Here is a 23,782-nt window from a genome sequence, read left to right as displayed (position 1 = left end):
TCAGAGGCGCGACCCAACTGCGGAGGAAGACCATGAAATTGACCCGTCGCTCGACACTCGCAACTCTGACAGGTGGGCTTGCCATGCCCTGGGTCCGGCCCTCCTGGGCGCAGGGAGGATCGGTGAACGTCTACAACTGGTCCGACTACATCGGCGAGACGACCCTTGCCGATTTCACGGCCGCGACGGGAATCGACGTGGTGTACGATCTTTATGCCAGTTCGGAGGAAATGCAGGCCAAGCTGCTCGCAGGTTCCACCGGCTACGATGTCGTGCTGCATGCTGGCCAGGGCCTGCCGCGCTCGATCCAGGCAGGCGTGCTCCAGAAGATCGACAAGTCGAAGCTCACCGGCTGGGGCAATCTGGATCCCGATATCCTGAAGGCCGGCGAAACCTATGATCCCGGCTACGAATATTCCGTGCCTTACATGTGGGGTTCGGTCGGGATGACCTACAACCTTGACATGGTGAAGGAACGCTTGCCGAACGCCGACCTCTCGTCGCTGGACACGATCCTGAAACCAGAGAATGCCGCAGCCCTTGCCGACTGCGGCATCTCGCTTCTGGATAGCCCGACCGACATCGGCTTCATGATCCTGAGCTATCTCGGCGTCGACCCGAACAAGGCCGGTCCCGCAGACTGGGCGAAAATGGTCGAGGCGGTGAAGCCTGTGCGCCAGTACATCTCGACCTTCGACAATGCCAACTACCTCACGGCGATCCCGAACGGCGAACTATGTGCGATCAACAACTGGTCGGGGGACTACGGCGTGGCCAAGGCCAGGGCCGCGGAGGCCGGGATCGACATGAACCTTGGCTACTTTATCCCAAAGACTGGCGCCCCGGTCTGGTTCGACCTCTGGACGCTTCCGTCCGATGCCCCGAATGTCGACAATGCGCACAAGTTCATCGACTTTCTGCTGCGCCCCGAGGTCATCGCCGCCTGCACCAACTTCACCGGCTATGCGAGCGTGAACAAGGCAGCATTGCCCTTCGTCGATCCGGCCATTGCCGCAGATCCGGCGGTTTATCCGGACGCCGAAGCCATTTCACGGCTCTACACCCCGCTGCCGCAGACGCCCGAGCAGGAATCCGACATGACCCGCGCCTGGACCGAGATCAAGACGGGCGGCTGACGTGGAAGAGCCATTCCTGCGGATAGAGGGGGTGTCGAAGGTCTTCGGCGCCTTCCAGGCAGTCAGCAACGTGAGCCTCACCGTCGGCAAGGGCGAGATATTCTCGCTGCTCGGTGGGTCCGGCTGCGGCAAGACCACCCTGTTGCGGATGCTGGCGGGGTTCGAGGAACCGACCTCTGGCAGCATCTTCCTGGACGGTCGCGATATCGCAGGGGTGCCCCCCTGGGAACGGCCCGTGCATATGATGTTCCAGTCCTACGCCATCTTCCCGCACATGACGGTGGCGGCGAACGTGGGATACGGCCTGAAACATGAGGAGGGGCTGACAAAGCAGCAAAGGGCCGCCCGCGTCGCCGAGATGCTGGACCTCGTTCAACTGACTCCCTTCGCCCACAGAAAGCCGCACCAGATCTCCGGCGGGCAGCGGCAGCGGGTCGCGCTGGCCCGCGCTTTGGCACGGCAGCCCAAGCTTCTGCTCTTGGACGAGCCGCTGGCCGCACTGGACAAGAAACTGCGCGAACATACCCAGTTCGAGCTGATGTCGATCCAGGAACGCACGGGTGTCACCTTCATCGTCGTGACGCATGATCAGGAAGAGGCCATGACCCTGTCCGATCGCATCGCGGTAATGGACAAGGGGCAAGTCAAGCAGGTCGGCACTCCGACCGAGATCTACGAGTACCCGAACAGCCGTTTCGTGGCCAGTTTCATCGGCTCGGTGAACAGCTTCGAGGCCCGGGTGATCGAGCGCACCGGCGGATTTCTGCGGCTCTCTGTGCCGGGTCTTGGCGGCGAGGTGGTCGCCCGCGACGTCGCCGGGGTGGTCGAGGGACAGTCCGTGACCCTGGCCGTCCGGCCGGAAAAGATCACGTTGTCGAAGGAGCGCCCGGAGGCGGCGAATACCGTGCAGGGCCATGTGAAGGACCTTGCCTATTTCGGGAAGGACAGCCTTTACCGGGTGGAACTGCCGGGCGCTCTGCTGCAGGTCCACGCAGTGAACGCCCGTCGAGGCGATGAAGGCCTGCGCGTGGCAGACTGGTACGATGCGGTCTGGCTGTCCTTCGACCCGGGCTCCGCCATCGTGCTGGTGGATTGAGATGTCATCCCGGGGCCTCTCGCGCTGGTTCGACCGCAAGGGCTGGGCGGCGCTTCTGGTCGGCGCGCCCTACCTGTGGCTCGTCGTGTTCTTCCTGCTGCCGTTCCTGATCGTCATCGCAATGAGCGTCGCAACGAAGACTCCGACCGCACCCCCGTATTCCATCGGGGGCGAGCATCCGTGGATCAACCTGGGCTCGTTTGGTCGGGTGCTGACCGATTCCCTGTATTTGCGGGCTTTCCTGACCTCGGTCTTCAACGCCCTGGTCGCTGCAATCCTGTGCCTGCTCGTCGGCTATCCGATGGCGCTGGGCCTGACACGGGTATCCAAGAGCTGGCGCAACATCCTGCTGATGCTGGTGATCCTCCCGTTCTGGACCTCGTTCCTGCTTCGCGTCTATGCCTGGATGGGGCTCATGGGGAAGAGTTCCTGGTTCAACGGCCTCCTGACCGACACCTGGAATCTGCTCGTGCCGATCGACTGGGCAGTGAAGTCGGTGCCGATGATGAATACCAACTTCGCGGTCGTGCTGGTCATGGTCTATACCTACCTGCCCTTCATGATCCTGCCGCTCTATGCGAGCCTCGAACGGCTCGACCCTACGCTGGACGAGGCGGCGATGGATCTCGGCAGCCGTCCCTCGCAGGTCTTCCGGGACGTGACCCTTCCGCAGTCGATTCCCGGGATCATCGCGGGCGGAATGCTGGTCTTCATCCCGGCTGCGGGAGAGCTGGTGATCCCGACACTGGTCGGCAATGCTTCGCAGCCGATGATCGGGCGGCTGATCTCGGACGAATTCTCGCAGGCGCGTGACTGGCCGATGGCTGCCGCGATTGCCGTCGCGCTTCTGGTCCTGATGGTCGTGCCGACGATGATCTACAGCCACTACCAGGCCAGGGCGGAGGGGACGAAATGAAACGTCGCCCGACCTTTCTGATCACAGTGCTCTGCTTCGGCTTTGCGTTCTTCTACATCCCGATCCTGTCGATGATCGTCTACAGTTTCAATGCCTCCCGTCTTGCAACGGTCTGGGGCGGGTTCTCGACGAAATGGTATGTTTCACTGCTCTCGAACCAGAACGTGATCGAGGCGCTGCTCCTTTCCCTCAAGATCGCTCTGGTTTCGGCAACCGTCGCCACGATCCTTGGCACCATGGCGGGGATCGCCTTGGCGCGGTTTTCCCGGTTCCGGGGCCGCATCCTGTTCTCCGGCCTGGTCATCGCTCCCCTGGTGATGCCCGAGGTGATCACCGGGATCTCCTCGCTGATCTTCTTCATCCTGCTTGCCGATTGGGTCGGCTGGCCCGGCAGTCGCGGATTTGCCACCATCACGCTGGCGCATATCACCTTTTCCATGGTCTTCGTGACGACAATCGTGCAGGCCAGGATGCAGCAGTCCGACCGCGCGATCGAAGAGGCGGCGATGGACCTTGGCTCGCGTCCCTGGCAGGTGCTGTTCGACATCACACTGCCGGTCATCTCTCCGGCGATCCTGTCGGGCTGGCTGCTGGCCTTCACCATTTCGCTCGACGACGTGGTCATTACCCAGTTCACGACCGGCCCCGGCTCGACGACGCTGCCCCTGCTGATCTGGTCCAAAGTGAAGCTGGGCGTCACTCCCGACATCAACGCGCTCGCGACATTGATGGTGCTGTTCGTCGGTGCCGGTGTGCTGGTGGCGGGCATCATCATGAACCGCGCCGACCGTCGGCGGCTGGCCGACGAGCGCCTGGCCTACCGGACGAATGGATGAACGGGCTTCTGGGCATCCCCCTGCACGCGCGCGGGTCTGCCAGGGCGCGCTACGGCCATGCGATGCGGCTCTGGGGTGACGGCCGGATCAGCCTTGCCCAACTTGAAGCCTACCGCGTCGCTTCGGTCGATGATTGCCGACCGCCGTCAGAGGTGTTGACCGATCGCCACCTGCCAGTGCCTCCGGATTTGGCCCCAGAGCGTGAGGCCCTCCTTGCGGGGTTGCTGGACGAGGCCGACCGCTACCTGTCCGCTCTGCCCGGCCCCGGCATCGCCGAAGTGCGTGCCGGTCTGGCACGGGTCGGCGGGGTGACGCCGCTGCCGGGATCACCCGCCTCCGCGCCACTGGCCCAGTCGGTTGTCGATCTTCATCTGGCGCAGGCCTTGGCTGCACTGGCAGGGGACGGGCACCTGTCCCTGGCCTCCGCCATTGCGGCGGCGGCGCCGCACCTGACCTGGACCAGCTACGACAGCTATCCGCGCGACCGTATCGGTGCGGCCTTTGCCGACGGCCATGCCTTTTGCTCGCTGGTGGGCGAGGGCGCACCGTTTCCGGCGCAGGAGTTCGATTTCGGCCTGTTCCTGATCGCGCCCCACGTCCTGTATCGCGACCACGCCCATCCCGCGCCCGAGCTTTACGCGCCCCTGACCGGTCCCCATGGCTGGCGCTTTGGCCCGGATCGTCCGCTTGTGGTCTGGCCCGCGCATGTGCCGGTCTGGAACCCTCCGCAGCGCCCTCATCTGACCAAGGTCGGGCCGCTGCCCCTCCTGTGTCTCTTCGCCTGGACTGCGGATGTGAACGAACCCGCCATGGTCCTTCCGGCCGCCGACTGGGCAAAGCTGGAGGCGCTGAGGCTTGGCTGATCTCGTGATCCGGAATGCCCGCATCCGCACCATGGACCCGGCCCGTCCGCATGCGGACTGGCTGCTCGCGCGCGAGGGGCGCATCCTTGCGCTTGGCACCGGCCCGGCGCCCGCGGCGGCCAGGGTCATCGATGCGGGTGGGCGGCTAGTGCTGCCGGGGTTCCAGGATGCCCATATCCACCTCTTGTCGGGCGGCATCGATCTCGCGACTGCCGCATACTTGTATGATGCAATGTCCGAGGCCGAGCTGCTTGCTACCCTCGCGGCCCACGCCCGCGCCAAGGCGGACATGCCACTGGTCCTCGGCTCGGGCTGGCAAGCCGGCGTCTTCGGCGACGACAACCTGTCCGCCGCCGTGCTGGACCGCGCCGTCAGCGATCGTCCGGTCCTTGTCTATGACAGCTCGTTCCACAATGCCTGTCTGAACAGCCGCGCGCTGGAGATGGCGGGTGTACAGGACATGACGGATCCGCCGAACGGCCACATCCTGCGCGATGCCTCGGGGCGCGCGATCGGGATGCTGCACGAAGAGGTGATCCCACTGGTTGCGGCGCGGCTCCCCGGTCTCACCGACGACGACTGGATGGCGGGGCTTCGTGCCGGACAGGCCCACGCGAATGCTCACGGGATCACCGGGGTTCTCGACCCCCGCGTGGCCGAAGTCGAGACCCGCATCTATGCCCGCGCCGTGGCCGAGCATGCACTGACCTTGCGCGTCGCGGGCGCGGCACTCGTCACCGAGGCCGACACGCCCGACACCGCGGTCGCGCGGCTGTCTGCTTTGCGCGCCGCCCATCCGGGGCCTGATTTCCATGTGCAATCGGCCAAGTTTTTCATGGACGGGGTCTACGAAAACCGCACTGCCGCGAACCTGCATCCCTATGCTGACGACCGGGGCGGAAACGCGCCGTGCATGTTCGGTTCGGATCAGACGAAAGCCCTTTTCACTGCGCTCGATGCCGCACGCTTCGCAATCCATGTCCATGTCATCGGCGACGCCGCAGCGCGCCGCGCGATCGAGGGGCTGGAAGCCGCCCGCGCCGCGAACGGCCCCTGGCCCGCACAGCACCAGCTTGCGCATCTGCAACTGCTGGCCCGGGAAGATTTCTCCCGGCTGCAGGGTCTGGCGACCGCGAACATCCAGCCGCTCTGGGCACGGCTGGAGCCGCCCTATTCCGACCCCTCGCTGTCGATGATCGGACAGGCACGATGGGCCGACGTCTATGCCTTCCGTCGAATGCTGGACGCCGGGGCCGACTGGTGCCTTTCGTCGGACTGGCCCGTCAGCACGCTCAATCCGTTCGAGATCATCGAAACTGCCATCACCCGCCAGAAGCGCGCAACCGACAGGCCCGAACCTGCGTTCTTCCCCTCCCAGGCGTTGACCGTCGAGGAATGTGTGCTGGGCTACACCACCCATGCTGCGCGCGCCTGCTGGCGGGACGCCTTTACCGGGATGCTGCGTCCCGGGTATTCTGCCGATGCCATCATCCTGGATCGCGACATCTTTGCCAGCCCGGCTGCCGAGATTTCCGAGACCCGCGTCCTCTGTACCCTCTTCAAGGGCCGCGATGTCCATCGCGCCCCGGATTTCTGATCGAAAGGACCCGCCATGAGCTTTTCCGCAAACCAGCGCCGCATCGCAAATATCCACGATGCCAACTATCAGTCGTTCGTCTACCCGGATGGCGTCTCGCTTGGCGACAGCGTCTTGCAACTCGACACCGACCGCGAGTTGGGGGTCGGGTTCCACGTCTACCGGATGCCCGCCGGGATGAAGACGCGCCGCCACATCCACAACGGACACGAGCAGTTTCTGATCCTGGAGGGAGAACTGATTGAGGACGACGGCACGGTCCTTCGCGTCGGCGACATGGTATTCTATCGTGACGGCACGGAGCACCACAGCTATACCCCCGACGGCTGCCTGCTCGCGGTTCACATCGCTGGTCCCGAAATCTCGACCGAATAGCACCAAAGCCGATCAGTTGCCGGATCGTGGGCGAAATGACCCGGTCTGGAGGGGCATTCACCAACTTGTTGGCTTGCCATTCCGGTCAGATACCGCAGTCTGGTCCCGACCCCGTGGGCGGGGTGGGGTTTCTCGGATGCATGAAGACTGGTCAAGCTGATGCGGGCGTCTTTTCAACTTGCTGTCGTGGCAGTGATAGTCGCGGTGGCCGTTCCCCTGTCGGCCCGCTTCATTCCCGGAACCCGGCCCTGGCTGGATCGGGTCGGTCTCCTCGAACCTTTCGCGTCTGCCGGGTTGGTACCCGAGGACAGCGCGCAGGCTGCGGGCGCCCCGGGGGCTGGGTCCGGCGGGTCGGGCGGCGTTGCAGTCTTCGCCGAGGCGGTGCGGACCGAGGCCCTGCGCGACGTGGTGTCTGCGATCGGTTCGGCGCGCGGCGTGCAGTCGGTGGAGCTGTCCTTCGAAGTGACCGGGCGCCTGCAGGAAATCAAGGTGGCGCCGGGCAGCCGTGTCGCGGCAGGCGACCTAATTGCCTCCCTTGACGCCGAAGCTGCGGAATTGGCGGTGGACCGCGCGCGCCTGATGCAGGAGGACGCGCAGCGGACGGTCGACAGGCTGGCGCAACTTTCGCAATCGGGCACCACGACCGCCACGCAGTTGCAGGAAGCCGAGCTTGCCCTGCGGACGGCCGAGCTTGGCCTGCAATCGGCCCGCCGGGATCTGGCGAACCACCGGCTTCTCGCTCCGGTAGCTGGCTATGTCGGACTGATCGAGCCGCAGGTGGGTGACCTGGTCTCGCCGACCACGCCCATCGCCCAGATCGAGGATCGTTCAAGCCTGATCATCGAGTTCCGTGTGCCGGAGCGTCTGGCATCGCTCGTCAGGGTTGGCGATGCGGTCGCGGCGAAGCCGATCTCCACGCCGGGCCAGGCCATCGAAGGCAAGGTCGTGGCCGTCGACAACCGGGTGGACGAGGCAAGCCGCACCCTGCGGGTCGAGGCGATGATCAGCAACGCCGACGACGGGCTGCGGGCCGGGATGGCCTTTCAGGTCGATCTCGTGTTCATCGGGACGGATTATCCTGCGGTCGATCCGCTGGCGATCCAATGGGGCGCCGACGGAGCCTATGTCTGGGTGGTCCGTGCGGGCAAGGCGGCGCGCCTGCCGATCCGCATTCTGCAACGCAATGCCGAGACGGTGCTGGTCGAGGCCGCCTTCCAACCCGAAGACCTGGTCGTGACCGAAGGCGTCCAGGCAGTGCGACCTGGCGTCGAGGTTTCGGTCGCCGCGCCAAGGACCTGAGGCATGGATCAAGACCGCGCCCCGTCAGCCGACTCCGCCTCGAAGCGCCATGGTACGGCGCTCTTCGTGCGGCGCCCCATACTCGCTTTCGTTCTGAACGCGCTGATCGTCATCGCCGGGCTGGCGGGGCTTCTGGGCGCCGATGTCCGCGAACTGCCCAGCGTGGACCGCCCGGTGATTTCGGTCTCGACCTCCTACCCCGGGGCGGCGCCGGAAACCATCGATCGCGAGGTGACGGCGGTGATCGAGGGCGCGGTGAGCCGGATTGCCGGGGTGAAGTCGATCACCTCCTCTTCGCGCTTCGGATCCAGCCGGGTGACGATCGAATTCCGCGACGATGTCGACCTTGACGTCGCCGCGACCGACCTGCGCGATGCGGTGGCGCGAGTCACCAACTCCCTGCCGGATGCGGCCGAGGCGCCGCGCGTGGTAAAATCGGATGCCGATTCCGATGCCATCCTGCGGATCGCGGTCACATCCTCGCGGCGCACTGCTGACGAATTGACCTCGCTGGTGCGCGACCTCGCCGAAAGCCGTCTGCTTTCTGCCCCGGGCGTGGCCGACCTGCAGATCTTCGGCGACCGGGAGCTGGCGTTCCGCGTCGATGTGAACCTGATGCAACTTGCGGCACGGGGCCTGACCCTGGCCGATCTGCGCACCACCCTCGCCAATGCCGCCTTCGACAGCCCTGCTGGCGCGCTGAGTTCCGAGCGGCAGAGCCTTCAGGTGCGAACGACCGCGGCAATCCGGACCGCCGAGCAGATCGAGGCACTGGCCATCGCGGGCGACGTCCGGCTGGGAGACGTCGCGCAGGTGACACTGGGGCCGGAGCCCGGCGCCTCGATCCTGCGGGCAAACGGCAAGACCGGCATCGGGCTTGGCATCATCCGTCAGGCCAACGGCAACACTCTCGCCATCTCCAGGGCGGTGCGACAGGTGGTCGCCGAGCTCCAGCCGCTTCTGCCCGATGATGTCGAGATGTACGTCACCTCGGACAGTGCCGACTTCATCGAGGGCGCCATCCATGAGGTTGAAGTTGCGCTCGGGCTTTCCATGCTGATCGTGACCGCAGTTATCTACATCTTCCTGCGCGATGCCCGCGCGACGCTGATCCCGGTCATCGCAATGCCGGTTTCGCTGATCGGCACCCTGGCGGCGATCTGGCTGGTCGGCTTTTCCGTCAACATCATGACCTTGCTAGCGCTGGTTCTGGCGACCGGCCTTGTCGTCGACGATGCCATCGTGGTGCTTGAAAACATCGTCCGGCGCAGGTCGGAGGGCATGGGCGCGCGCGCCGCAGCCGTCCTCGGGACGCAGCAGGTCTTCTTCGCGGTCATAGCTACGACCACCACCCTGGCTGCCGTGTTCATCCCGCTTTCGTTCCTGCCCGGCCAGACCGGAGGTCTGTTCCGGGAATTCGGCTTCACCCTTGCCATCGCCGTCCTGTTGTCGTCACTCACCTCGCTGACGCTTTGTCCGGTCCTGGCGGCGCGGATGCTGCGCCCGCACAGCGAACGCCGTGGCACCATGACCGCGGTCGGCAATGCGCTGGCCAGGGCTTACCGCGCCACGTTGCGGCTCTGCCTCGCAGCCCCCCTCGTCTCGGTTGCCGTGGCGTTGCTCTTCGCCGCCCTCGCCTTGGCAACAGCCGCCTCGCTGCGGCAGGAACTGACCCCGGCCGAGGATCGTGGCGTGATCATGTTGTCGGTCCAGGCACCTCAGGGGGTGTCCCTCGACTTCACCGACGGCAAGATGCGCGAGATCGAGACGCTGGTGGAACCCCTGCGAGCGTCGGGCGAGGTGCGCAGCGTCTTCTCGATTTCCGGCATGGGCGGCACTGACAACCGTGGCTTTATTGCGCTGACGCTGGCCGACTGGGCCGAACGATCTCGCAGCCAGCAGGAGATCGCCGCCGACCTGACCGACCGGCTGCGCAGCGTCATCGGCATCCGGATCTTTGCACAGCAGCCGAATTCCCTGGGTATCCGGGGGGCCGGGCAGGGGCTTTCGGTGGCGCTTGTGGGCGACGACTACGGCGACCTGGCCGAAGTCGCGCGCGGGCTGGTCGACCGGATGGAACAGGACCCGCGCTTCGGACAGGTGCGCCTTGGCTACGATACGACCCAGCCGCAGCTTTTCGTCGAGATCGACCGCAGCCGCGCTGACGAACTGGGCGTCGAGATCGAGGGCCTGGGCGAAGCCTTCCAGGCGGTGCTTGACGGCCGCACTGTGGGAACGCTGTTTCTCGACGACGACAGCTACGACATCCGGCTGGTCTCGACCTCGGACCCGGTCAACGATCCCGGCGATCTGGAGCGGATCTTCGTGAATGCCCGCGACGGGCAGATGGTGCCGGTGTCCTCGTTCGCGACGCTGACCGAACGGCCCGTTGCCCCGGAACTTGGCCGTGAATCGCAGCGCCGCTCGGTTCCGATCAGTGCCAGCCTCCGGCCTGACTTCGCACTCGGGGACGCGTTGGACGAGTTGCAGGGGATGGCGGGCGAGGTTCTGACCGAGGACATGCGCCTCGTCCCGCTGGCCGAGGCCGCGACACTTGGGGAAACCTCCTCGGGTCTCTTCGTGACCTTCGGCATCGCGCTGGCCGTCGTGTTCCTGGTCCTTGCCGCCCAGTTCGAAAGCTTCGTCTCGGCCGTCATCGTCATGGCGACAGTGCCCCTCGGGCTGGCCTGCGCGGTCTATGCGCTGTTGCTGACCGGCGGCAGCCTAAACGTCTATTCGCAGATCGGTCTCGTGCTTCTGGTTGGCATCATGGCCAAGAACGGCATCCTGATCGTCGAATTTGCCGACCAGTTGCGCGAACGGGGCGAAACGGTCCGGGTCGCGATCGAAGAGGCCGCGGTGGTCCGGCTGCGCCCGGTCATGATGACGATGATCGCCACGGTGGTTGGCGGGGTGCCGCTGGTTCTGGCACAGGGCGCAGGGGCAGAAGCGCGCGAGGTGCTGGGCTGGATCATCGTCGGCGGCCTCGGCATGGCAACGGTGGCGACGCTTTTCATTACCCCCGTCGCCTATCTGCTTCTGGCCGGTCTCGCGCGGCCGAGGATGGCCGAAACCCAGCTGCTTGAGGCAGAGCTCCGCGGCGCGGCCCGCGCCGACCGCCTTGTCGAGTCCGAGCCAACCTAAGCGGCCCGGTCGGCCCCGTCTGCTCATGCCAGGGGAAACGGCACGCAGGCCTGCGGCACCAGCCATGGCCCCGTCACCGGCCCCCGGTTCAGTGCGATCCGGCAGCCATAGGCGCGCTCCAGAAGCGGCGCCTGCATCACCTGCGCGGGCGATCCGACCTCGGCGAGCCGACCCTCGATCAGGAAGGCCATCCGGTCGGCGAACATGGCCGAAAGGTTCAGGTCGTGCATGACCGCGATCACCCCACCACCGGCATCGGCGAAGCTCCGGGCCATGCGCATGACCTGCAGCTGCTGGCCAAGATCGAGGCTCGCCACCGGCTCGTCCAGAAGAAGCCAGCGCGGACCGGACGGCGCGACCGGCTCCCAGACCTGCGCCAGGGCGCGGGCAAGATGACCCCGCTGGCGCTCGCCGCCCGAAAGGGTGCGGATGTCATCGTCGGTACGTCCCTGCAGACCGACTGCCGCAAGGGCCAGCGCGTCGACCTCCGGTTCTGCCGCGAAGGCACCGGCCTCGCGGCCCATGGCGACGATCTCGCCCAGGGTGAAGGCGAAAGCGACCTCGGTATCCTGCGGCAGCACGGCGCGCAGTGGCGCAAGCGTCGCCGGGCGGCTAAGCGCTGTGTCATGGCCGTTCAGCCGGATCGTCCCCTGCGACGGGACCTCGCCGAGCGCGGCCTTCAGAAGCGTGCTCTTTCCGGCCCCGTTCGCGCCGCAGATCGCGAGAAGCTCGCCCGCCCGGGCCTGCAGCGTGATGTCCCGCAGCACGATCCTTTGCCCGAAGCGGACCGACAGGTCGCGCAGATCAAGCATTCTGCCGCCTGCGGAACTGGTTCGAGCGCAAGAGCATCCACAGGAACACCGGCGCCCCGAACAGTGCGGTAAGGATGCCGATCGGCAGCTCCGCCGGCGCGACGATGGTGCGCGACACGAGGTCGGCCAGCACCAGAAGGGCGGCACCCAGAAGGGCAGCATGGGGGATCAGGCGGCGGTGGTCCGGCCCCTGTGCCTGACGCAGCAAATGCGGGACGACGATGCCCACAAAGCCGATGCCGCCCGACACTGCAACGGCGGCCCCGGTCGCCGCGGCGGCGGACAGGACCGCCAGCCGCTTCAGCCACTCAACGTCCACGCCCATGTGGGCCGCCTGCGCCTCGCCGAGGGCCAGCGCGTTCATCCCGCGGGCAAGGCGCGGGGCAAGCGACAGCGCAAGGGCCATCAGCGGCAGGGCGGCGCCAAACTTGGCCCAGGTCGCCCCGGCCAGCGAGCCCATGCTCCAGAAGGTCAGGTCGCGAAGCTGCCGGTCGTCGGCCAGATAGGTCAGGACGCCGGTCGCCGCCCCCGCCAGCGCCGACAGCGCGATCCCGGCCAACAGCATCATCGCAACATCGGTGCGGCGACCGCTGGTGGCGACGCGATAGAGGATCAGGGTGGTGACCCAGCCCCCGAGGCCCGCCGCGACGGGCACCAAGGCGGGGCCGATCGTCACGGTCAGGGTAGACGGAAGCAGTCCGCCCAGCACGATGGCCAGCACCGCCCCAAGCCCCGCGCCCGAACTGACCCCGACGATGCCGGGATCGGCCAGCGGGTTGCGGAACAGCCCCTGCAGGATGACACCCGAGACGGCAAGCGACGCGCCGACGGCAAGACCAAGCGCAAGGCGCGGCAGGCGGATGTCGAACAGCACGATCCGGTCGCGCGGGGAAAGGCCCTCGCCCAGCAGCGCCCCAGCAAGATCCCCGACCCCGAGACCCGCTGCGCCAGAGGTCAGCGAGGCGACCGAGGCAACAAGGACCAGTGTCGCAAGCGCGATGGTCAGGGTCAGCCGGGGCAGCCGTCGGCTGCTCACCGCGGGGCCGGTAAGCGAGAGCATCCCCTCATCCCCCGTTGCCATAAAGTGCCGCATACAGCCGGTCCGCCGCTTCCGGAGTGCGGGGGCCGAAGCCCAGCAGCAGCATCCCGTCCATCCGGATAAGCGTCGCGGACTGTGCCGCCGGAGTCTGAGACAGGGCCGGTTGCGCCAGCACATCCGCGTCGGCGATGGAGAGGTCGCTCTCGCGGTCCATCATCAGGATCGCGTCGGGCTGCGCGGCCAGCACCGCCTCGTCCGTCATCGGCTTGTAGCCCTGGAAGCCTGTCGCGGCGTTGACGCCCCCGGCCAGGCGGATGATCCCCTCGGCCTCGGTGCCCTCACCACCGGCCATCACGCCGCCGCCTTCCAGCGACAGGACGAACAGCACCCGCTTCGGCGCCGTGACGGCGGACGCGCGGGCTTCGGCGGCGTCGAGCTTGCCCTGCAACTCGGCCGCCAGCGCATCGCCCTCTGCGGGCAGGGACAGGGCCTGACCGACCGCTTCGACCTTGGCGACGATCCCGGCCGGGTCCGTCGCTTCCGGCACCAGTACGAAGGGGATTCCGGCCGCCTTCAGGACGTCCACCGCCTCGGGCGGGCCTGCGTCGCCTTCGGCCACGATCAGGTCGGGGTCCAGCGCCAGCACATTCTCCGGCGACAGCGCGCGGATATAGCCGACATCGGGCAGTGCCCCCACGCTTTCCGGCCAGTTCGACGTGGTGTCGCGGGCAACAAGGCGCCCCTCGGCGCCAAGGGCAACCGCAATCTCGGTGACGGACCCGCCCAGGGTGATGACGCGAGCCGGATCATCGGCGAAGGCCGGACCGGAGGCGGCCAAGGCAAGGCAAAGCGCCCGGATCATGCCGCCACCTCTTGCAGGCGCGGCAGCGCCCACACGAGCGCGTTCCACGGTTCCGCCGGGGTATCCTTGCGGTAGCCGAAGACTTGCAGGATCAGCTCGCCATCCGCGGCGAAACCCTCGACGCTCAGCACATCACCGGTCCTGGTGGGTTTCCAGACGCCATAGACCTCGGCAATCCTGTCGGCGCGCAGATGCAGGTTGAAGCGCGGGTCCATTACGTTGATCCACGGACCCATCGGCACGATCTTCTCGATCGGCCCGCCGTGAATCTGGATGCAGCCCGGGTTGCCGACGAAGATCATCACCGGGATCGCGGCTTCGGCAGCCCGGGTCAGGGTCAGCGTGACGGATTCCGGTTCCAGCCGCTGCGCATAAGGCGCACCCGCGGCGCGATAGGCGCCAAGGCGGTTCATGCCCTGGTCCTTCACCATGCCAAGGAACTGGTGGGTGTCGGTCATCCGGTCCCAGGCCGCGCGCAGGTCGACGGCCCCGTTTGCATCACCCTTTGCCGCTTCCACCGGGCGACGGTCGGCAAGCTGCAGCGCCGCGTGCTGCTCGGCCAGCCGCATGTTGGCCAGAAGATCGGACCATAGCGCATGGTTCGACTGCGGCTTGAGATGGATCTTGTGGACCGCATCCCCGGCCGCATCGAAGACCTGCAGGCTGCGCTTCGGGCCCTCATCGGTGGTTTCCTCGATCGCGAAGGCATGGACCCAGTGCTTGCCGAAGACGCGCAGGTCGATCTCGGGGCCAAGCACCATCGAGGCGAAGGCGCCGGTGCGATAGTCAAGGTAGTTGCCCACCCGTTCATGCACGCAGGATTCGTTGCGGGTCAGCGCCAGCACCTCGCCCAGGCGCCCGGCCCAGGGCAGCATCCGGTCCGGGTCGGCCACGATGGCGATGGTGCCATGGCCGACGAAGGCTGCGACGAGGTCAGCCTCGGCAAGGCCGTTCTGGGTAGCAAAGTCGCGTGCGCGCGCCTTGGGGTTTACTGCGCGAAGCGCGCGAATCTGGTCGGGGCCGAGCTTGGCCATGGGCATCCATCCTGTCGGTTCGGGGGGACGCGCTTCTCTGGCGAAAAGCTGGGGGCGCGGCGCTGATCTTCTCTGGTCGCCCGAAACGAGCGGCAGATACTTGACAATAATACTCGGAGTTATCTAGAAGCCAAATCCTGACAGATCAAGTCAGAATCTTCTGCAGCCAGCCCGCCGCCTTGGCCATGGCCAGCCCTTCAGCAGACAAAAAACCGAAGGGACACCATGACCACCCGCTGCCTGCCCGGCGTCCGCGCCTGCCTTCTTTCCACCGCAACCGCCCTTGCCCTGTGCGCCGCCCCGGCTGTCGCGCAGGAAGCAAAGGAGAACGTGTTCCAGATGCTCGGTCGGATCATCTTCGGCACCGGCACGGCCAAGGTCGCCATCGACACGCCCCAGGCCGTGACCGCGCTGGAACAGGACGACCTTGACCGCAAGCAGGCCGACAACATCGGTGAGATGCTGAAAGGCGTGCCGGGGGTGCAGGCTGCAGGCGCCTCGGCCCGGCCCATGGGCATGGCGTTCAACATCCGGGGCATCGGCAACAGCGAACAGACCGCCTCGGAAGAGCGGATCAAGGTGGTCGTCGACGGCGCGCCGAAGTTCTTCGAGCAATACAGGATGGGCAGCTTCTTCGGCGATCTGGAGCTGTTCAAGCGGGTGGAAATCCTGCGCGGCCCGGCATCCTCGACGCTCTATGGCTCGGGCACGATCGGCGGCGTGGTGGCCTTCACCACCAAGGATGCGGCCGACTATCTGGGCGAGGGCGAGACCTCTGCGCTGCGCTTCAAGGGTGGCTACGAAAGCAACGGCGATGTGACCAAGCTGGGAGTGATCTACGCCCATCGCGTCGGCAATGCCGACTTCCTTCTCGCGCTGAACCAGAGCCATGGCGGCGACAAGACGGACGGGGCAGGGGACGTGATCGCAGGCACGGCGCATGAGGCTGTATCAGGCCTTGCGAAGGGGACTCTCACCTTCGGCAACGATGGCGACCAGACCCTCACGCTCGCCCTGTCGCGCACTGACACCAACCTGGACGACGCCGCTGTCGCCCAGACCGGCGGGGCCACCAACATCCCGACCTTCGGCTTTGCCGACATCCACGCCATCGACGATACCGCAACGCTGACCTGGCGGAACGAATTCTCCGCCAACGACCTGCTCGACCTGACCGTGCAGCTCTCCTACACCGAAACCGACGTGTCGAAGGACAATTTCACCGGCAGCCCGATCAGCTGCGCGCCGGGGACGTTCCAGGTGCTGTGCCCCGGCGACTTCGGCTATGCGACGACCGCGCTGAAGATCGAGAACACCGCCGATCTCTCGGCCGGCGACTGGCAGAACTTCCTGACCTTCGGCGTTCAACTCTCTGAACAGAAGCGCACCGCGACCTCCTCGCTCGGGCCGCTGGGCTTCCACCCCGAAGGCACCGACAAGAAGGTGGGCGTCTACGCGCAGGGGGAATTCGTCTGGAACGAGCGGCTGACCCTGATCCCCGGGTTGCGGGTGGACTTCGGCGACCGGACCCCGTCCGCCGCCACCGCGGCCCTCGGCGGGACTGCGGTCGAGGATACGGCTGTCTCGCCCAAGCTCTCGGCACTTTACAAGCTGAACGACAGCTGGGGCGTCTTCGGCACCATCGCCCGTACCGAACGGATGCCGACGCTGGACGAACATTACTCCACCGACGGCGGACGCCAGCCCAGTCTCGACCTGAAGAAGGAAGCGGCCAACTCGATCGAGCTTGGCGTCACCTTCCAGCGCGAAGGGCTGTTCGCTGAAGGCGACTCGCTCAACGTCAAGGCCACGGCCTTCCACAGCAACCTGTCGAACCTGATCGTCACCAACAGCGCGACCGGGGCGGTGCCACGCTATCTGAACGTGCGGTCTTCCGAAATCTGGGGAACCGAGCTGGATGCGGCCTACGATGCCGAACGCTGGTTTGCATCGCTTGGCTACAGCAACACCAATTCCGCCTATCGCAGGATGCCGGTCTTCGCGGGCCAGCCCTCGGCAGACGGCCTGACCTTGGCCGACACCCCCGGCGAAAACGTCTCGCTGACCGTCGGGGCGAAGTTCCCGGATCGGGGCGTCGTCGTGGGCTGGACGGCCTACTACTACGATGCGATCACGACCAATTCGGTATCGACCTCCACCGGCGTCATCACGCCGACCTATACCCCCGCCTACGCCACGCATGATCTCTTCGTGACCTGGAAGCCCGAGGACGGTGCTCTGGCCGGAATGGATGTCACGCTGACCGTGGAGAACGTCTTCGACGCGGACTACAAGAACAACCTGTCGCTCGACCGGGCGCAGGGGATGAACGCGAAACTGTCCATCGGCAAGAACTTCACATGGTAAGATGCGCTGTCACGGCTTTCATTTTCCTCTTGGCCGGGATGGCCATGGCACAGGAGGGCGCAAGCCCTCCTGTCGTCATGGATGAGACACCGGTCCTGCCTGGAGGCGCGGCGGCGACCGAGGCCTTGCCGACGTTGCCTGGTGCCGCCGATGCCGTTCTGCCTGCCCCGGAGGCAAAGGTCGACACAGACCTCGTCACCCTCGTCCGCAAGGCGCATCCGGTGGTGCAGGCGGTGATGGGTCTGCTGGCGCTCGCAGTCGCCGCCGTGCTGACGGTGTTCCTGTTCAAGGCGGTGGAATTCACCCTGGCCTTCGCGCGTCTGCGGCGGGCACACGCCGATCTCGCCCGCGCGGAAGGGCTGGCAAGCCTGCCGGGCGCCTGCCCCCTCGCCGAAGGCACCAAGGCCGCCGAGGCCGAGGTCGCGGCGCTGCCCGGCCATCTGACCTCCGACCTGCGCGCTTCGGCCCGCGAGCGGCTTGACCTCGCGCTCGACCGGATCGAGGCGCGCGCGGTGATGCAGCTCCGGTCGGGCACGGGGCTTCTCGCCTCGATCGGGGCGGTCGGGCCCTTCGTCGGCCTGTTCGGCACGGTTTTCGGCATCATGAACAGCTTCCTCGCCATCGCGGCGACGAAGACCACGAACCTTGCCGTCGTCGCCCCCGGCATCGCCGAGGCGCTCCTCGCGACCGGGATCGGCCTGGTGGCGGCCATTCCGGCCGTCCTTCTCTACAATGCCATCATGCGCCGGGTCGCGGCCTTCCGGCATGGGCTGGCCGACGGGCGCGCCGAACTCATGGCACGGTTCAGCCGCGAGCTTGACCGCCGCATGCTGGCCACCGCCGGGCTGGGGGGCTGAGCCATGGCGCTGCGGCTGGACGAGGGCGACGCGGAACTGAGCGAGATCAACGTCACGCCCTTCATCGACGTCATCCTTGTCCTGCTGATCGTGTTCATGGTGGCGGCCCCCTTGTCGACCGTCGATGTGCCGGTGAACCTGCCGGGCTCGTCCGCCCCCGCCAGCGACCGGCCGGAAGAGCCGCTCTGGCTGACGCTGACCGCCGAACAGAGCCTTCTCCTCGATGACAGCCCCGTCGCGCGCGATGCGCTCGCAGCAGCGCTTGATGCGCAAACCGGCGGCAAGCGCGAGACGCCGGTCTTCCTGCGCGCCGACCGGACCATCGACTACGGCGCCCTGATGCAGGTGCTCGATGCGCTGCGCAGTGCCGGTTATCTGAAGGTGGCGCTGGTGGGGCTGGAGGCGGCGCCATGACCGCGCGGGAGCCCAGGTCGCGGCTCGGGGGCTGGGCCCTGTCGGCCACGGTCGCGGGATCCCTCCTCTGGAGTGCGGCGGCCATTGCCCTTGCGTCCGAGCGGCAGGCGCCGGTCCTGGTCCTCGACCTTGCCGAATTGCCCCCCTCCGCCCCCGCGGTCGCCGCCGTGGCCGAAGCCGTACCGCAGGTCGTGGACAAGGCCCCGCCCGCCCCCGAGGATCCCGCAGCCGCCGAACCCGCCCCGGACCTGCCTCACCCTGACGTCGCGCCCGACCTCGCAACTGCCTCCGCAGTAAGCATACCCAAGGCGGAAGTGCCGGTCACAGCCGACCTGGCCTTGCCGCCACCGCCCGAGAAGCCGGTGGAAAAGCCTGACGACAAGAAGATCGCGACGGCTGAACCGGAACCCGACAAGAAACCCGAACCGAAGCCGAAAAAGAAACCCGCGAAGACGGAAGACAAACCCAGGGCAAAGGAAAAAGCCGCCAAGAAGACCGAGCCTGCCGAGGATCAGCCCAAGGCCGCCAAAAAGGCAAAGGCGGCTGAAGATGCAGTCGCAAGCGCGCCAAAAGCCGGGACGAAGGCCAAGAGCGGTGGCGGCATGTCTCCGGCCGCCTATGCCAAGGCAGTGATGAAGAAGGTCCGCTCGACCAAGCGGAAGTCGGGCGCTGGAAAGGGCCTTGTCGTCGTGGGCTTCTCGATCGGCAAGGATGGCAGCTTGACCGGGGTCCAGGTGTTGCAGGGGTCAGGCAATGCGCGGCTCGACAAGATGGCGCTCGAGCATATCCGCCGCTCCGCCCCCTTCCCGCCACCGCCCGAGGGCGCCAAGCGCGACTATGCGTGGGAATTTGAGGGCAGGTAGGACGTCGGGTCGTCGGTCCTGCGGGAAGAGGGCTACCCCTTGCGCCGGGCCCCGCGCAGCGCCGCTAGCGTCGGCGCAAGATCAGCCGCCTCGCGGCAGACCAGCGCACCCGCCTCGGCCAGGCGCGTGCCGACATCGACCGGCAGGCTGCTATTCGATCCGTCGGGGATCTGGTTCAACCGCCCCCCGATCAGGATCGGCACCGCAACGCCATGCCTGCGAAGCGCCTTGAAATAGTCCAGCGCGATGCCGTTGTAGGTGCTTATCGCCACGGCATCGGGCTTCGCCTCCTGCACGCGGAGCGCCAGAATGGCCGGATCGGTCGAAACCCCGCCGTCCAGAACCGTCACGCCCAGCCGACGCAGGATTTCCTCGACCAGCATCTTGCCGTGTTCATGCACATCGCTTGTCGCAACCATCACCCGAAGGCCCGACAGATCGGCCGGTGCACCTCTCAGGGCATGGTCCGCCATTTCCGCCAGCTCCGACAGGATCGTTGCTGGCGCCACGGGCCGCCGCCCGCCCGGCGCGGCCGGGTCGGTCACACCGGCCCCGAAGGCCGCCTCCAGCCGCCGTGCGCCCATCCTGCGCAGGGCAAGCAGCATCTGGAAGGCGCAGGTCATGTCCACCCCGGCCTCCTCCAGCCCGCGCAGGGTGGCGGCGGCAAACGCGCGTCCCCCGTCGACGATCCGCGCTGCCAGCGCGTCGACCGGCCCGGGGTCGATCATCGCCAGCCAGCCCGGCGCAAGTTCGGCCATCCGCCCGGCGAAAAGCTGGGCCTCGATGACCTCCTCGATCTCGGGGATGCGCTCGTTCTCGGTTACGGGCACGGCGTTGATCGCATGGCCGGTGGGCTGGCTCGCCTGCCCGGCGGCATCGACGAGAAGGTAGTTGGCAAGACTCGCGAAGTTGGCTGGCGGACTGCCGCGGTAGGCCGTGGTATTGCCATAGATCATCGTTCCGGGCGCTGCATCCAGCTGTGCCAGCGCGCGCTGGAAGGCAAGCCGAGCGAGCGGATCCGAGAAGTGGTGGCCATAGCAATGCCCTATCTCGGCCCCGATCATGCCAGTCACGATGTGCCGCTCGACCAGCACCATGCCAAGGCAAGAGGCAAGATCGGTGAACTGCGCCGCAAAGCCGTCATCCAGGTTCGACTGCACCATGACCTTGACCGGCTGCGCGGCAATCAGGCCAAGCGCGCGCACGGTCTGCGTCGTGGCGGCGATGTCGTCGTCATGGCCGGGAATGCGGAAGGTGAAATACTGGCCGAGGTTGCCGATCGCGGTGCTGCCTGCCGCAAGGGCGGCCTGCGTGTTCTCGACCGCGGCCGGGAAGCCCAGCACGAAGTCGCCGAAATGGGCGGCTACCGGGGCGGCATTGGCAAGACGGACGAAATCCTCGACCCCCGGCAGGATCATCCCGGTGCCCTGCTGCGCCCCCTTGCGTCGCGCCCGCGGCACCGCCATCGACCAGTCGAGGCAGAGGCCGTAGCGATCCACCGTCACGCCTTTTGCTGCGCAGGCCTCCCATATCTCGGCGTAGGCGCGCGTGCTTTTGGCGACGTCACGGTAGCCGATCTGGGCATGCTGCATGACCCGGCGGTCGGCCATTCGCGCCAGCTTGAACTCATGTTCGCTGGTCGCAGCGACGTGGCGCAGGAAGGCCGAGGGGCCAAGCCGCCAGTCTCGCGCCAGCGCCCGTCCTTCCGCCAGCAGGTCCCGGCCATGCGGCAGCCCTTGTTCGGCGAAGAAACCCATCTACTGTCCCCGCACCCGCGCCAGGAGGCCATCCAGGCCCAGAGTCAGCGCTGCAACGCCGCCTCCTGCCAAGAAGTCCCGGAAAAGCTGCTCGTTCAGCCCGCCCCGCGTCGAGTATTCCCCGCGCAGCACCGCAAAGTCCTGCTGGCTGTCCGTCGCCACCCGCCCCAGGTTCGCGAACAGCCCCGCCAGGTAGGTGCGCGCCGAGACCTCGGGCAGGCCCTGCGTGGCAAGCCAGGCCTGCGCCGTTTCAAGTATCCCGAAATAGCTGCCCATCAAGGCCGAGGCGACGGCGATGAGATCGAACTCCTGCTGGCTCTGGCAGGGGATGGCCGTGCCCAGCCGGTTGAACAGCGTTTCGGCTTCGGGGTCAGGCGGGAAGACCGGAGTGACGCCGCTCCGACCGGCGACAAAGGGCAGGGGGACGGCACGGACGACCGGCAGGTCCAGGCCGATCCAGCCGCGCAGGGTGTCGATGCCGGTGGCGGCGACCAGGCTGATCACCTTCTGGTCGGGGCGGAACCGCAGGTCGCGGACCACCGCCTCCACCACTTGCGGACGAACGGCAAGGATGATGGTGCCTGAGCCGTCGACGACTGCCTGATTGCTGGCGGCGACACGCACCCCCGGCAGGCGCCGGGCGAGCCTTGCGGCGGTCGTGGCTCCGCGTGGCGACAACAGGATGTCGCCGCCGCCAAGGCCTTCGACCAGGGCTGCCGCGATGGTGCCGACGCCGATCACTCCCAGGGTCATCTGCGGTTCATTCCTCCCGCGAGCGCGCCGCTGTCGTCCGACCCGGGGCCTCTTTCCATCCGCCGCCACAAGGTTCGACCTGCCCCGCCGAGTCAACCGATTCTGTCCCTCCCTGGGCGGAATCCGCGCAGGTGTCCACGGTGGACAAATCTGGTAACGCAATTCATATCAATAGCTTGGTCGTGGTCGTTAGGAATTTGGAAAGGTCTGCGATCTGGCCCCCACGGCGCCGGTTCGCCATGCCCCGGCACGGCGCCGCAGATCGCCGAATGCCGCATCCCATCCCGGCCCCGAGGGGCGGGCGCGAAGACCCCTAGGCCTTTGCCTTGGCGACGGCCGCGGACCAGCGCGCGCGGGCTTGTGCCCGGGCGTCGGGTTCAAGCCGCGGGGTGAAGCGACGGGCGTCAGGCCCGGGGGGAAGCGCGCGCCCCAGGGCCGCCATTGCCATGCCCGCCACGCCGAGGGCGCCGATTTCCTCGACGCTGGACGCCAGAACCGCGCGGCCGGTCAGGTCGGCCTGCAACTGCATCAGGAACCCATTGCCGGACGCCCCGCCATCGGCGCTGAGCGCCACGAGGGGCTGGCCGATGTCGGCCTCCATCGCCTCCAGAACGTCCGCGATCTGATGGGCGATGGCCTCGAAGGTGGCGCGGGCAAGATGCGCGGGTGTCGTGGCATGGGTCATGCCCGCGACGGTGCCACGGGCGGCGTCGTTCCAGTGCGGGGCACCAAGGCCGGCCAAAGCGGGAACAAAGGTCACGCCGCCGCTGTCGGGCACGCTCTGGGCAAGATCAGACAACGCGGCGGCATTCGGCAGCCCCAGAAGCCCGGCCATGAAGGCGGCCGCCTGGGCCGAGACGGTGATGTTGCCCTCCAGCGCATGGGCGGTGCCGTGCCGGTCGGTCCAGGCGATGGTGCCGGAAAGTCCGTGCTGCGAGGCGGTCCGGGCGGGTGTCAGGGTCATCAGCGAGGAGCCGGTGCCATAGGTCGCCTTCACGGCGCCGGGGGTTCGGATACCGTGGCCGTAGAGCGCGGCATGGCTGTCGCCCATAATGGCATGGATCGGGATACCTGCGGGAAGGGCGGTGCTCCCTGCCGCCGTGGTGCCGAACAAGCTGTCTGACGGGAGGGGGGTCGGCAGGCAGGCAATCTCGGCGCCGAAGAGGCGCGCGAGGTCCGTGGTGAAGACCAGTCGTTCGGTGTCGAACAGCTGGGTGCGCGAGGCGTTGGAATGGTCGGTGGCGAAGACCGCACCGCCGGTCAGGTTCCACAGAAGCCAGCTGTCGACCGTCCCCATCCGCAGGCGGCCCTGCGCCAGTAGATCGCGCGCTGCGGGAATATGCTCCAGCACCCAGGCGGCCTTGCCTGCCGGGAAAAGCGGGTTGATGCCAAGCCCGGTGCGGGCGATGACGAAGGGATCATGGCCTTCCGCGATCAGGCGGGCCGAGGCGTCGGCAGTGCGGCGACACTGCCAGATCGGGGCGGGGCAGATCGGCTGGCTGGTCTTGCTGTCCCAGGCCACCAGCGTTTCGCGCTGGTTGGCAATGCCGATGGCGTCCGGCACACCCACCTGAGCCACGACATCGACGATCACCGCCTGGACCGAGCCCCAGATGGCCTTGGCCGACTGCTCAGCCCAGCCCGGATGCGGGTAGTCGGTGGTCAGGGGCGCCGAGGCTCGGGCGAGGACGCTGCCCCGGTCATCGAAGACCACGGCCTTGGTGTTGGTCGTGCCCTGGTCGATGGCAAGGACGCGCATCAG

Annotated in this window: 20 protein-coding genes; 13 read left to right on the top strand and 7 right to left on the bottom strand. The window is 67.0% G+C overall.

Annotation, left to right across the window (positions count from 1 at the left end):
- The first annotated feature begins 32 nt into the window (after positions 1–32).
- The 9 genes from JNL31_RS11725 to JNL31_RS11685 all read left to right on the top strand — a co-directional run bounded on the left by JNL31_RS11725 (position 33) and on the right by JNL31_RS11685 (position 11,262).
- Positions 33–1,136, top strand: a complete 1,104-nt coding sequence (locus tag JNL31_RS11725) for a polyamine ABC transporter substrate-binding protein (protein ID WP_294973440.1) — start codon at positions 33–35, stop codon at positions 1,134–1,136.
- 1 nt (position 1,137) lies between these two features.
- Positions 1,138–2,232 carry an ABC transporter ATP-binding protein gene (locus JNL31_RS11720; protein WP_294973439.1) on the top strand — a complete coding sequence of 365 codons (1,095 nt, stop codon included), beginning with the start codon at positions 1,138–1,140 and terminating at the stop codon, positions 2,230–2,232.
- A gap of 1 nt (position 2,233) precedes the next feature.
- A complete protein-coding gene (locus tag JNL31_RS11715; RefSeq protein ID WP_294973437.1) occupies positions 2,234–3,148 on the top strand; it encodes an ABC transporter permease in 915 nt (304 codons plus the stop codon).
- Positions 3,145–3,984, top strand: a complete 840-nt coding sequence (locus JNL31_RS11710; protein ID WP_294973436.1) for an ABC transporter permease subunit — start codon at positions 3,145–3,147, stop codon at positions 3,982–3,984. Before JNL31_RS11715 ends, JNL31_RS11710 begins: the two co-directional genes overlap by 4 nt.
- Positions 3,981–4,847, top strand: coding sequence for a dimethylsulfonioproprionate lyase family protein (locus tag JNL31_RS11705; protein ID WP_294973434.1), 867 nt, complete (start codon positions 3,981–3,983; stop codon positions 4,845–4,847). The genes JNL31_RS11710 and JNL31_RS11705 overlap by 4 nt, the downstream gene beginning before the upstream one ends.
- Positions 4,840–6,444 (top strand): amidohydrolase, encoded by a 1,605-nt coding sequence (locus JNL31_RS11700; protein WP_294973432.1) that lies wholly within the window; start codon positions 4,840–4,842, stop codon positions 6,442–6,444. The genes JNL31_RS11705 and JNL31_RS11700 overlap by 8 nt, the downstream gene beginning before the upstream one ends.
- 15 nt (positions 6,445–6,459) lie before the next feature.
- Positions 6,460–6,819 carry a cupin domain-containing protein gene (locus JNL31_RS11695; RefSeq protein ID WP_294973430.1) on the top strand — a complete coding sequence of 120 codons (360 nt, stop codon included), beginning with the start codon at positions 6,460–6,462 and terminating at the stop codon, positions 6,817–6,819.
- A gap of 186 nt (positions 6,820–7,005) precedes the next feature.
- Positions 7,006–8,118 carry an efflux RND transporter periplasmic adaptor subunit gene (locus JNL31_RS11690; protein ID WP_294973428.1) on the top strand — a complete coding sequence of 371 codons (1,113 nt, stop codon included), beginning with the start codon at positions 7,006–7,008 and terminating at the stop codon, positions 8,116–8,118.
- A gap of 3 nt (positions 8,119–8,121) precedes the next feature.
- Positions 8,122–11,262: an efflux RND transporter permease subunit gene (locus tag JNL31_RS11685; RefSeq protein ID WP_294973426.1), complete on the top strand. Its 3,141-nt coding sequence runs from the start codon at positions 8,122–8,124 to the stop codon at positions 11,260–11,262.
- A gap of 23 nt (positions 11,263–11,285) precedes the next feature.
- Here JNL31_RS11685 and JNL31_RS11680 read toward each other — a convergent pair whose 3' ends face one another.
- The 4 genes from JNL31_RS11680 to JNL31_RS11665 are packed head-to-tail and all read right to left on the bottom strand — an operon-like array spanning position 11,286 to position 15,009.
- A complete protein-coding gene (locus JNL31_RS11680; RefSeq protein WP_294973424.1) occupies positions 11,286–12,074 on the bottom strand; it encodes a heme ABC transporter ATP-binding protein in 789 nt (262 codons plus the stop codon).
- On the bottom strand, positions 12,067–13,134 hold the full coding sequence (locus tag JNL31_RS11675; RefSeq protein ID WP_294973422.1) for an iron ABC transporter permease: 1,068 nt from the start codon (positions 13,132–13,134) through the stop codon (positions 12,067–12,069). Before JNL31_RS11675 ends, JNL31_RS11680 begins: the two co-directional genes overlap by 8 nt.
- Before the next feature lie 4 nt (positions 13,135–13,138).
- Positions 13,139–13,975, bottom strand: coding sequence for an ABC transporter substrate-binding protein (locus JNL31_RS11670; RefSeq protein ID WP_294973419.1), 837 nt, complete (start codon positions 13,973–13,975; stop codon positions 13,139–13,141).
- Positions 13,972–15,009 (bottom strand): ChuX/HutX family heme-like substrate-binding protein, encoded by a 1,038-nt coding sequence (locus JNL31_RS11665; protein WP_294973417.1) that lies wholly within the window; start codon positions 15,007–15,009, stop codon positions 13,972–13,974. The genes JNL31_RS11670 and JNL31_RS11665 overlap by 4 nt, the downstream gene beginning before the upstream one ends.
- 225 nt (positions 15,010–15,234) lie before the next feature.
- Here JNL31_RS11665 and JNL31_RS11660 point away from each other — a divergent pair, with 225 nt between their 5' ends.
- The 4 genes from JNL31_RS11660 (at position 15,235) to JNL31_RS11645 (ending at position 19,510) form a co-directional block, all read left to right on the top strand.
- Positions 15,235–17,376, top strand: coding sequence for a TonB-dependent receptor (locus JNL31_RS11660; protein WP_294973415.1), 2,142 nt, complete (start codon positions 15,235–15,237; stop codon positions 17,374–17,376).
- Between the two features lie 77 nt (positions 17,377–17,453).
- A complete protein-coding gene (locus tag JNL31_RS11655; protein ID WP_294973413.1) occupies positions 17,454–18,233 on the top strand; it encodes a MotA/TolQ/ExbB proton channel family protein in 780 nt (259 codons plus the stop codon).
- A gap of 3 nt (positions 18,234–18,236) precedes the next feature.
- Positions 18,237–18,647, top strand: a complete 411-nt coding sequence (exbD, locus tag JNL31_RS11650; protein ID WP_294973411.1) for a TonB system transport protein ExbD — start codon at positions 18,237–18,239, stop codon at positions 18,645–18,647.
- Positions 18,644–19,510 (top strand): energy transducer TonB, encoded by an 867-nt coding sequence (locus JNL31_RS11645; protein ID WP_294973409.1) that lies wholly within the window; start codon positions 18,644–18,646, stop codon positions 19,508–19,510. Before exbD ends, JNL31_RS11645 begins: the two co-directional genes overlap by 4 nt.
- Before the next feature lie 32 nt (positions 19,511–19,542).
- Here JNL31_RS11645 and JNL31_RS11640 read toward each other — a convergent pair whose 3' ends face one another.
- The 3 genes from JNL31_RS11640 to JNL31_RS11630 form a co-directional block, all read right to left on the bottom strand.
- Positions 19,543–21,267, bottom strand: a complete 1,725-nt coding sequence (locus tag JNL31_RS11640; protein ID WP_294973407.1) for a hypothetical protein — start codon at positions 21,265–21,267, stop codon at positions 19,543–19,545.
- Entirely contained in the window at positions 21,268–22,020 is a 753-nt protein-coding gene (locus JNL31_RS11635; protein ID WP_294973406.1) for a pyrroline-5-carboxylate reductase, read from the bottom strand.
- A gap of 313 nt (positions 22,021–22,333) precedes the next feature.
- Positions 22,334–23,779 carry an FGGY family carbohydrate kinase gene (locus tag JNL31_RS11630; protein ID WP_294973405.1) on the bottom strand — a complete coding sequence of 482 codons (1,446 nt, stop codon included), beginning with the start codon at positions 23,777–23,779 and terminating at the stop codon, positions 22,334–22,336.
- Positions 23,780–23,782 lie beyond the last annotated feature (3 nt).

The sequence above is a fragment of the Tabrizicola sp. genome, from assembly GCF_016792905.1.
GTDB lineage: Bacteria > Pseudomonadota > Alphaproteobacteria > Rhodobacterales > Rhodobacteraceae > Tabrizicola.
Note: the sequence above shows the minus strand (reverse complement) of the source record. Positions and strands in the feature narration are given on the sequence as shown.

Bases quoted from the DNA above. Each gene is read 5' to 3' on its own strand.
- JNL31_RS11725 (WP_294973440.1), top strand. From the start codon at position 33: ATGAAATTGACCCGTCGCTCGACACTCGCAACTCTGACAGGTGGGCTT.
- JNL31_RS11715 (WP_294973437.1), top strand. From the start codon at position 2,234: ATGTCATCCCGGGGCCTCTCGCGCTGGTTCGACCGCAAGGGCTGGGCG.
- JNL31_RS11710 (WP_294973436.1), top strand. From the start codon at position 3,145: ATGAAACGTCGCCCGACCTTTCTGATCACAGTGCTCTGCTTCGGCTTT.
- JNL31_RS11705 (WP_294973434.1), top strand. From the start codon at position 3,981: ATGAACGGGCTTCTGGGCATCCCCCTGCACGCGCGCGGGTCTGCCAGG.
- JNL31_RS11695 (WP_294973430.1), top strand. From the start codon at position 6,460: ATGAGCTTTTCCGCAAACCAGCGCCGCATCGCAAATATCCACGATGCC.
- JNL31_RS11685 (WP_294973426.1), top strand. From the start codon at position 8,122: ATGGATCAAGACCGCGCCCCGTCAGCCGACTCCGCCTCGAAGCGCCAT.
- JNL31_RS11680 (WP_294973424.1), bottom strand. From the start codon at position 12,074: ATGCTTGATCTGCGCGACCTGTCGGTCCGCTTCGGGCAAAGGATCGTG.
- JNL31_RS11675 (WP_294973422.1), bottom strand. From the start codon at position 13,134: ATGCTCTCGCTTACCGGCCCCGCGGTGAGCAGCCGACGGCTGCCCCGG.
- JNL31_RS11670 (WP_294973419.1), bottom strand. From the start codon at position 13,975: ATGATCCGGGCGCTTTGCCTTGCCTTGGCCGCCTCCGGTCCGGCCTTC.
- JNL31_RS11665 (WP_294973417.1), bottom strand. From the start codon at position 15,009: ATGGCCAAGCTCGGCCCCGACCAGATTCGCGCGCTTCGCGCAGTAAAC.
- JNL31_RS11660 (WP_294973415.1), top strand. From the start codon at position 15,235: ATGACCACCCGCTGCCTGCCCGGCGTCCGCGCCTGCCTTCTTTCCACC.
- JNL31_RS11655 (WP_294973413.1), top strand. From the start codon at position 17,454: ATGGATGAGACACCGGTCCTGCCTGGAGGCGCGGCGGCGACCGAGGCC.
- exbD (WP_294973411.1), top strand. From the start codon at position 18,237: ATGGCGCTGCGGCTGGACGAGGGCGACGCGGAACTGAGCGAGATCAAC.
- JNL31_RS11645 (WP_294973409.1), top strand. From the start codon at position 18,644: ATGACCGCGCGGGAGCCCAGGTCGCGGCTCGGGGGCTGGGCCCTGTCG.
- JNL31_RS11640 (WP_294973407.1), bottom strand. From the start codon at position 21,267: ATGGGTTTCTTCGCCGAACAAGGGCTGCCGCATGGCCGGGACCTGCTG.
- JNL31_RS11635 (WP_294973406.1), bottom strand. From the start codon at position 22,020: ATGACCCTGGGAGTGATCGGCGTCGGCACCATCGCGGCAGCCCTGGTC.
- JNL31_RS11630 (WP_294973405.1), bottom strand. From the start codon at position 23,779: ATGCGCGTCCTTGCCATCGACCAGGGCACGACCAACACCAAGGCCGTG.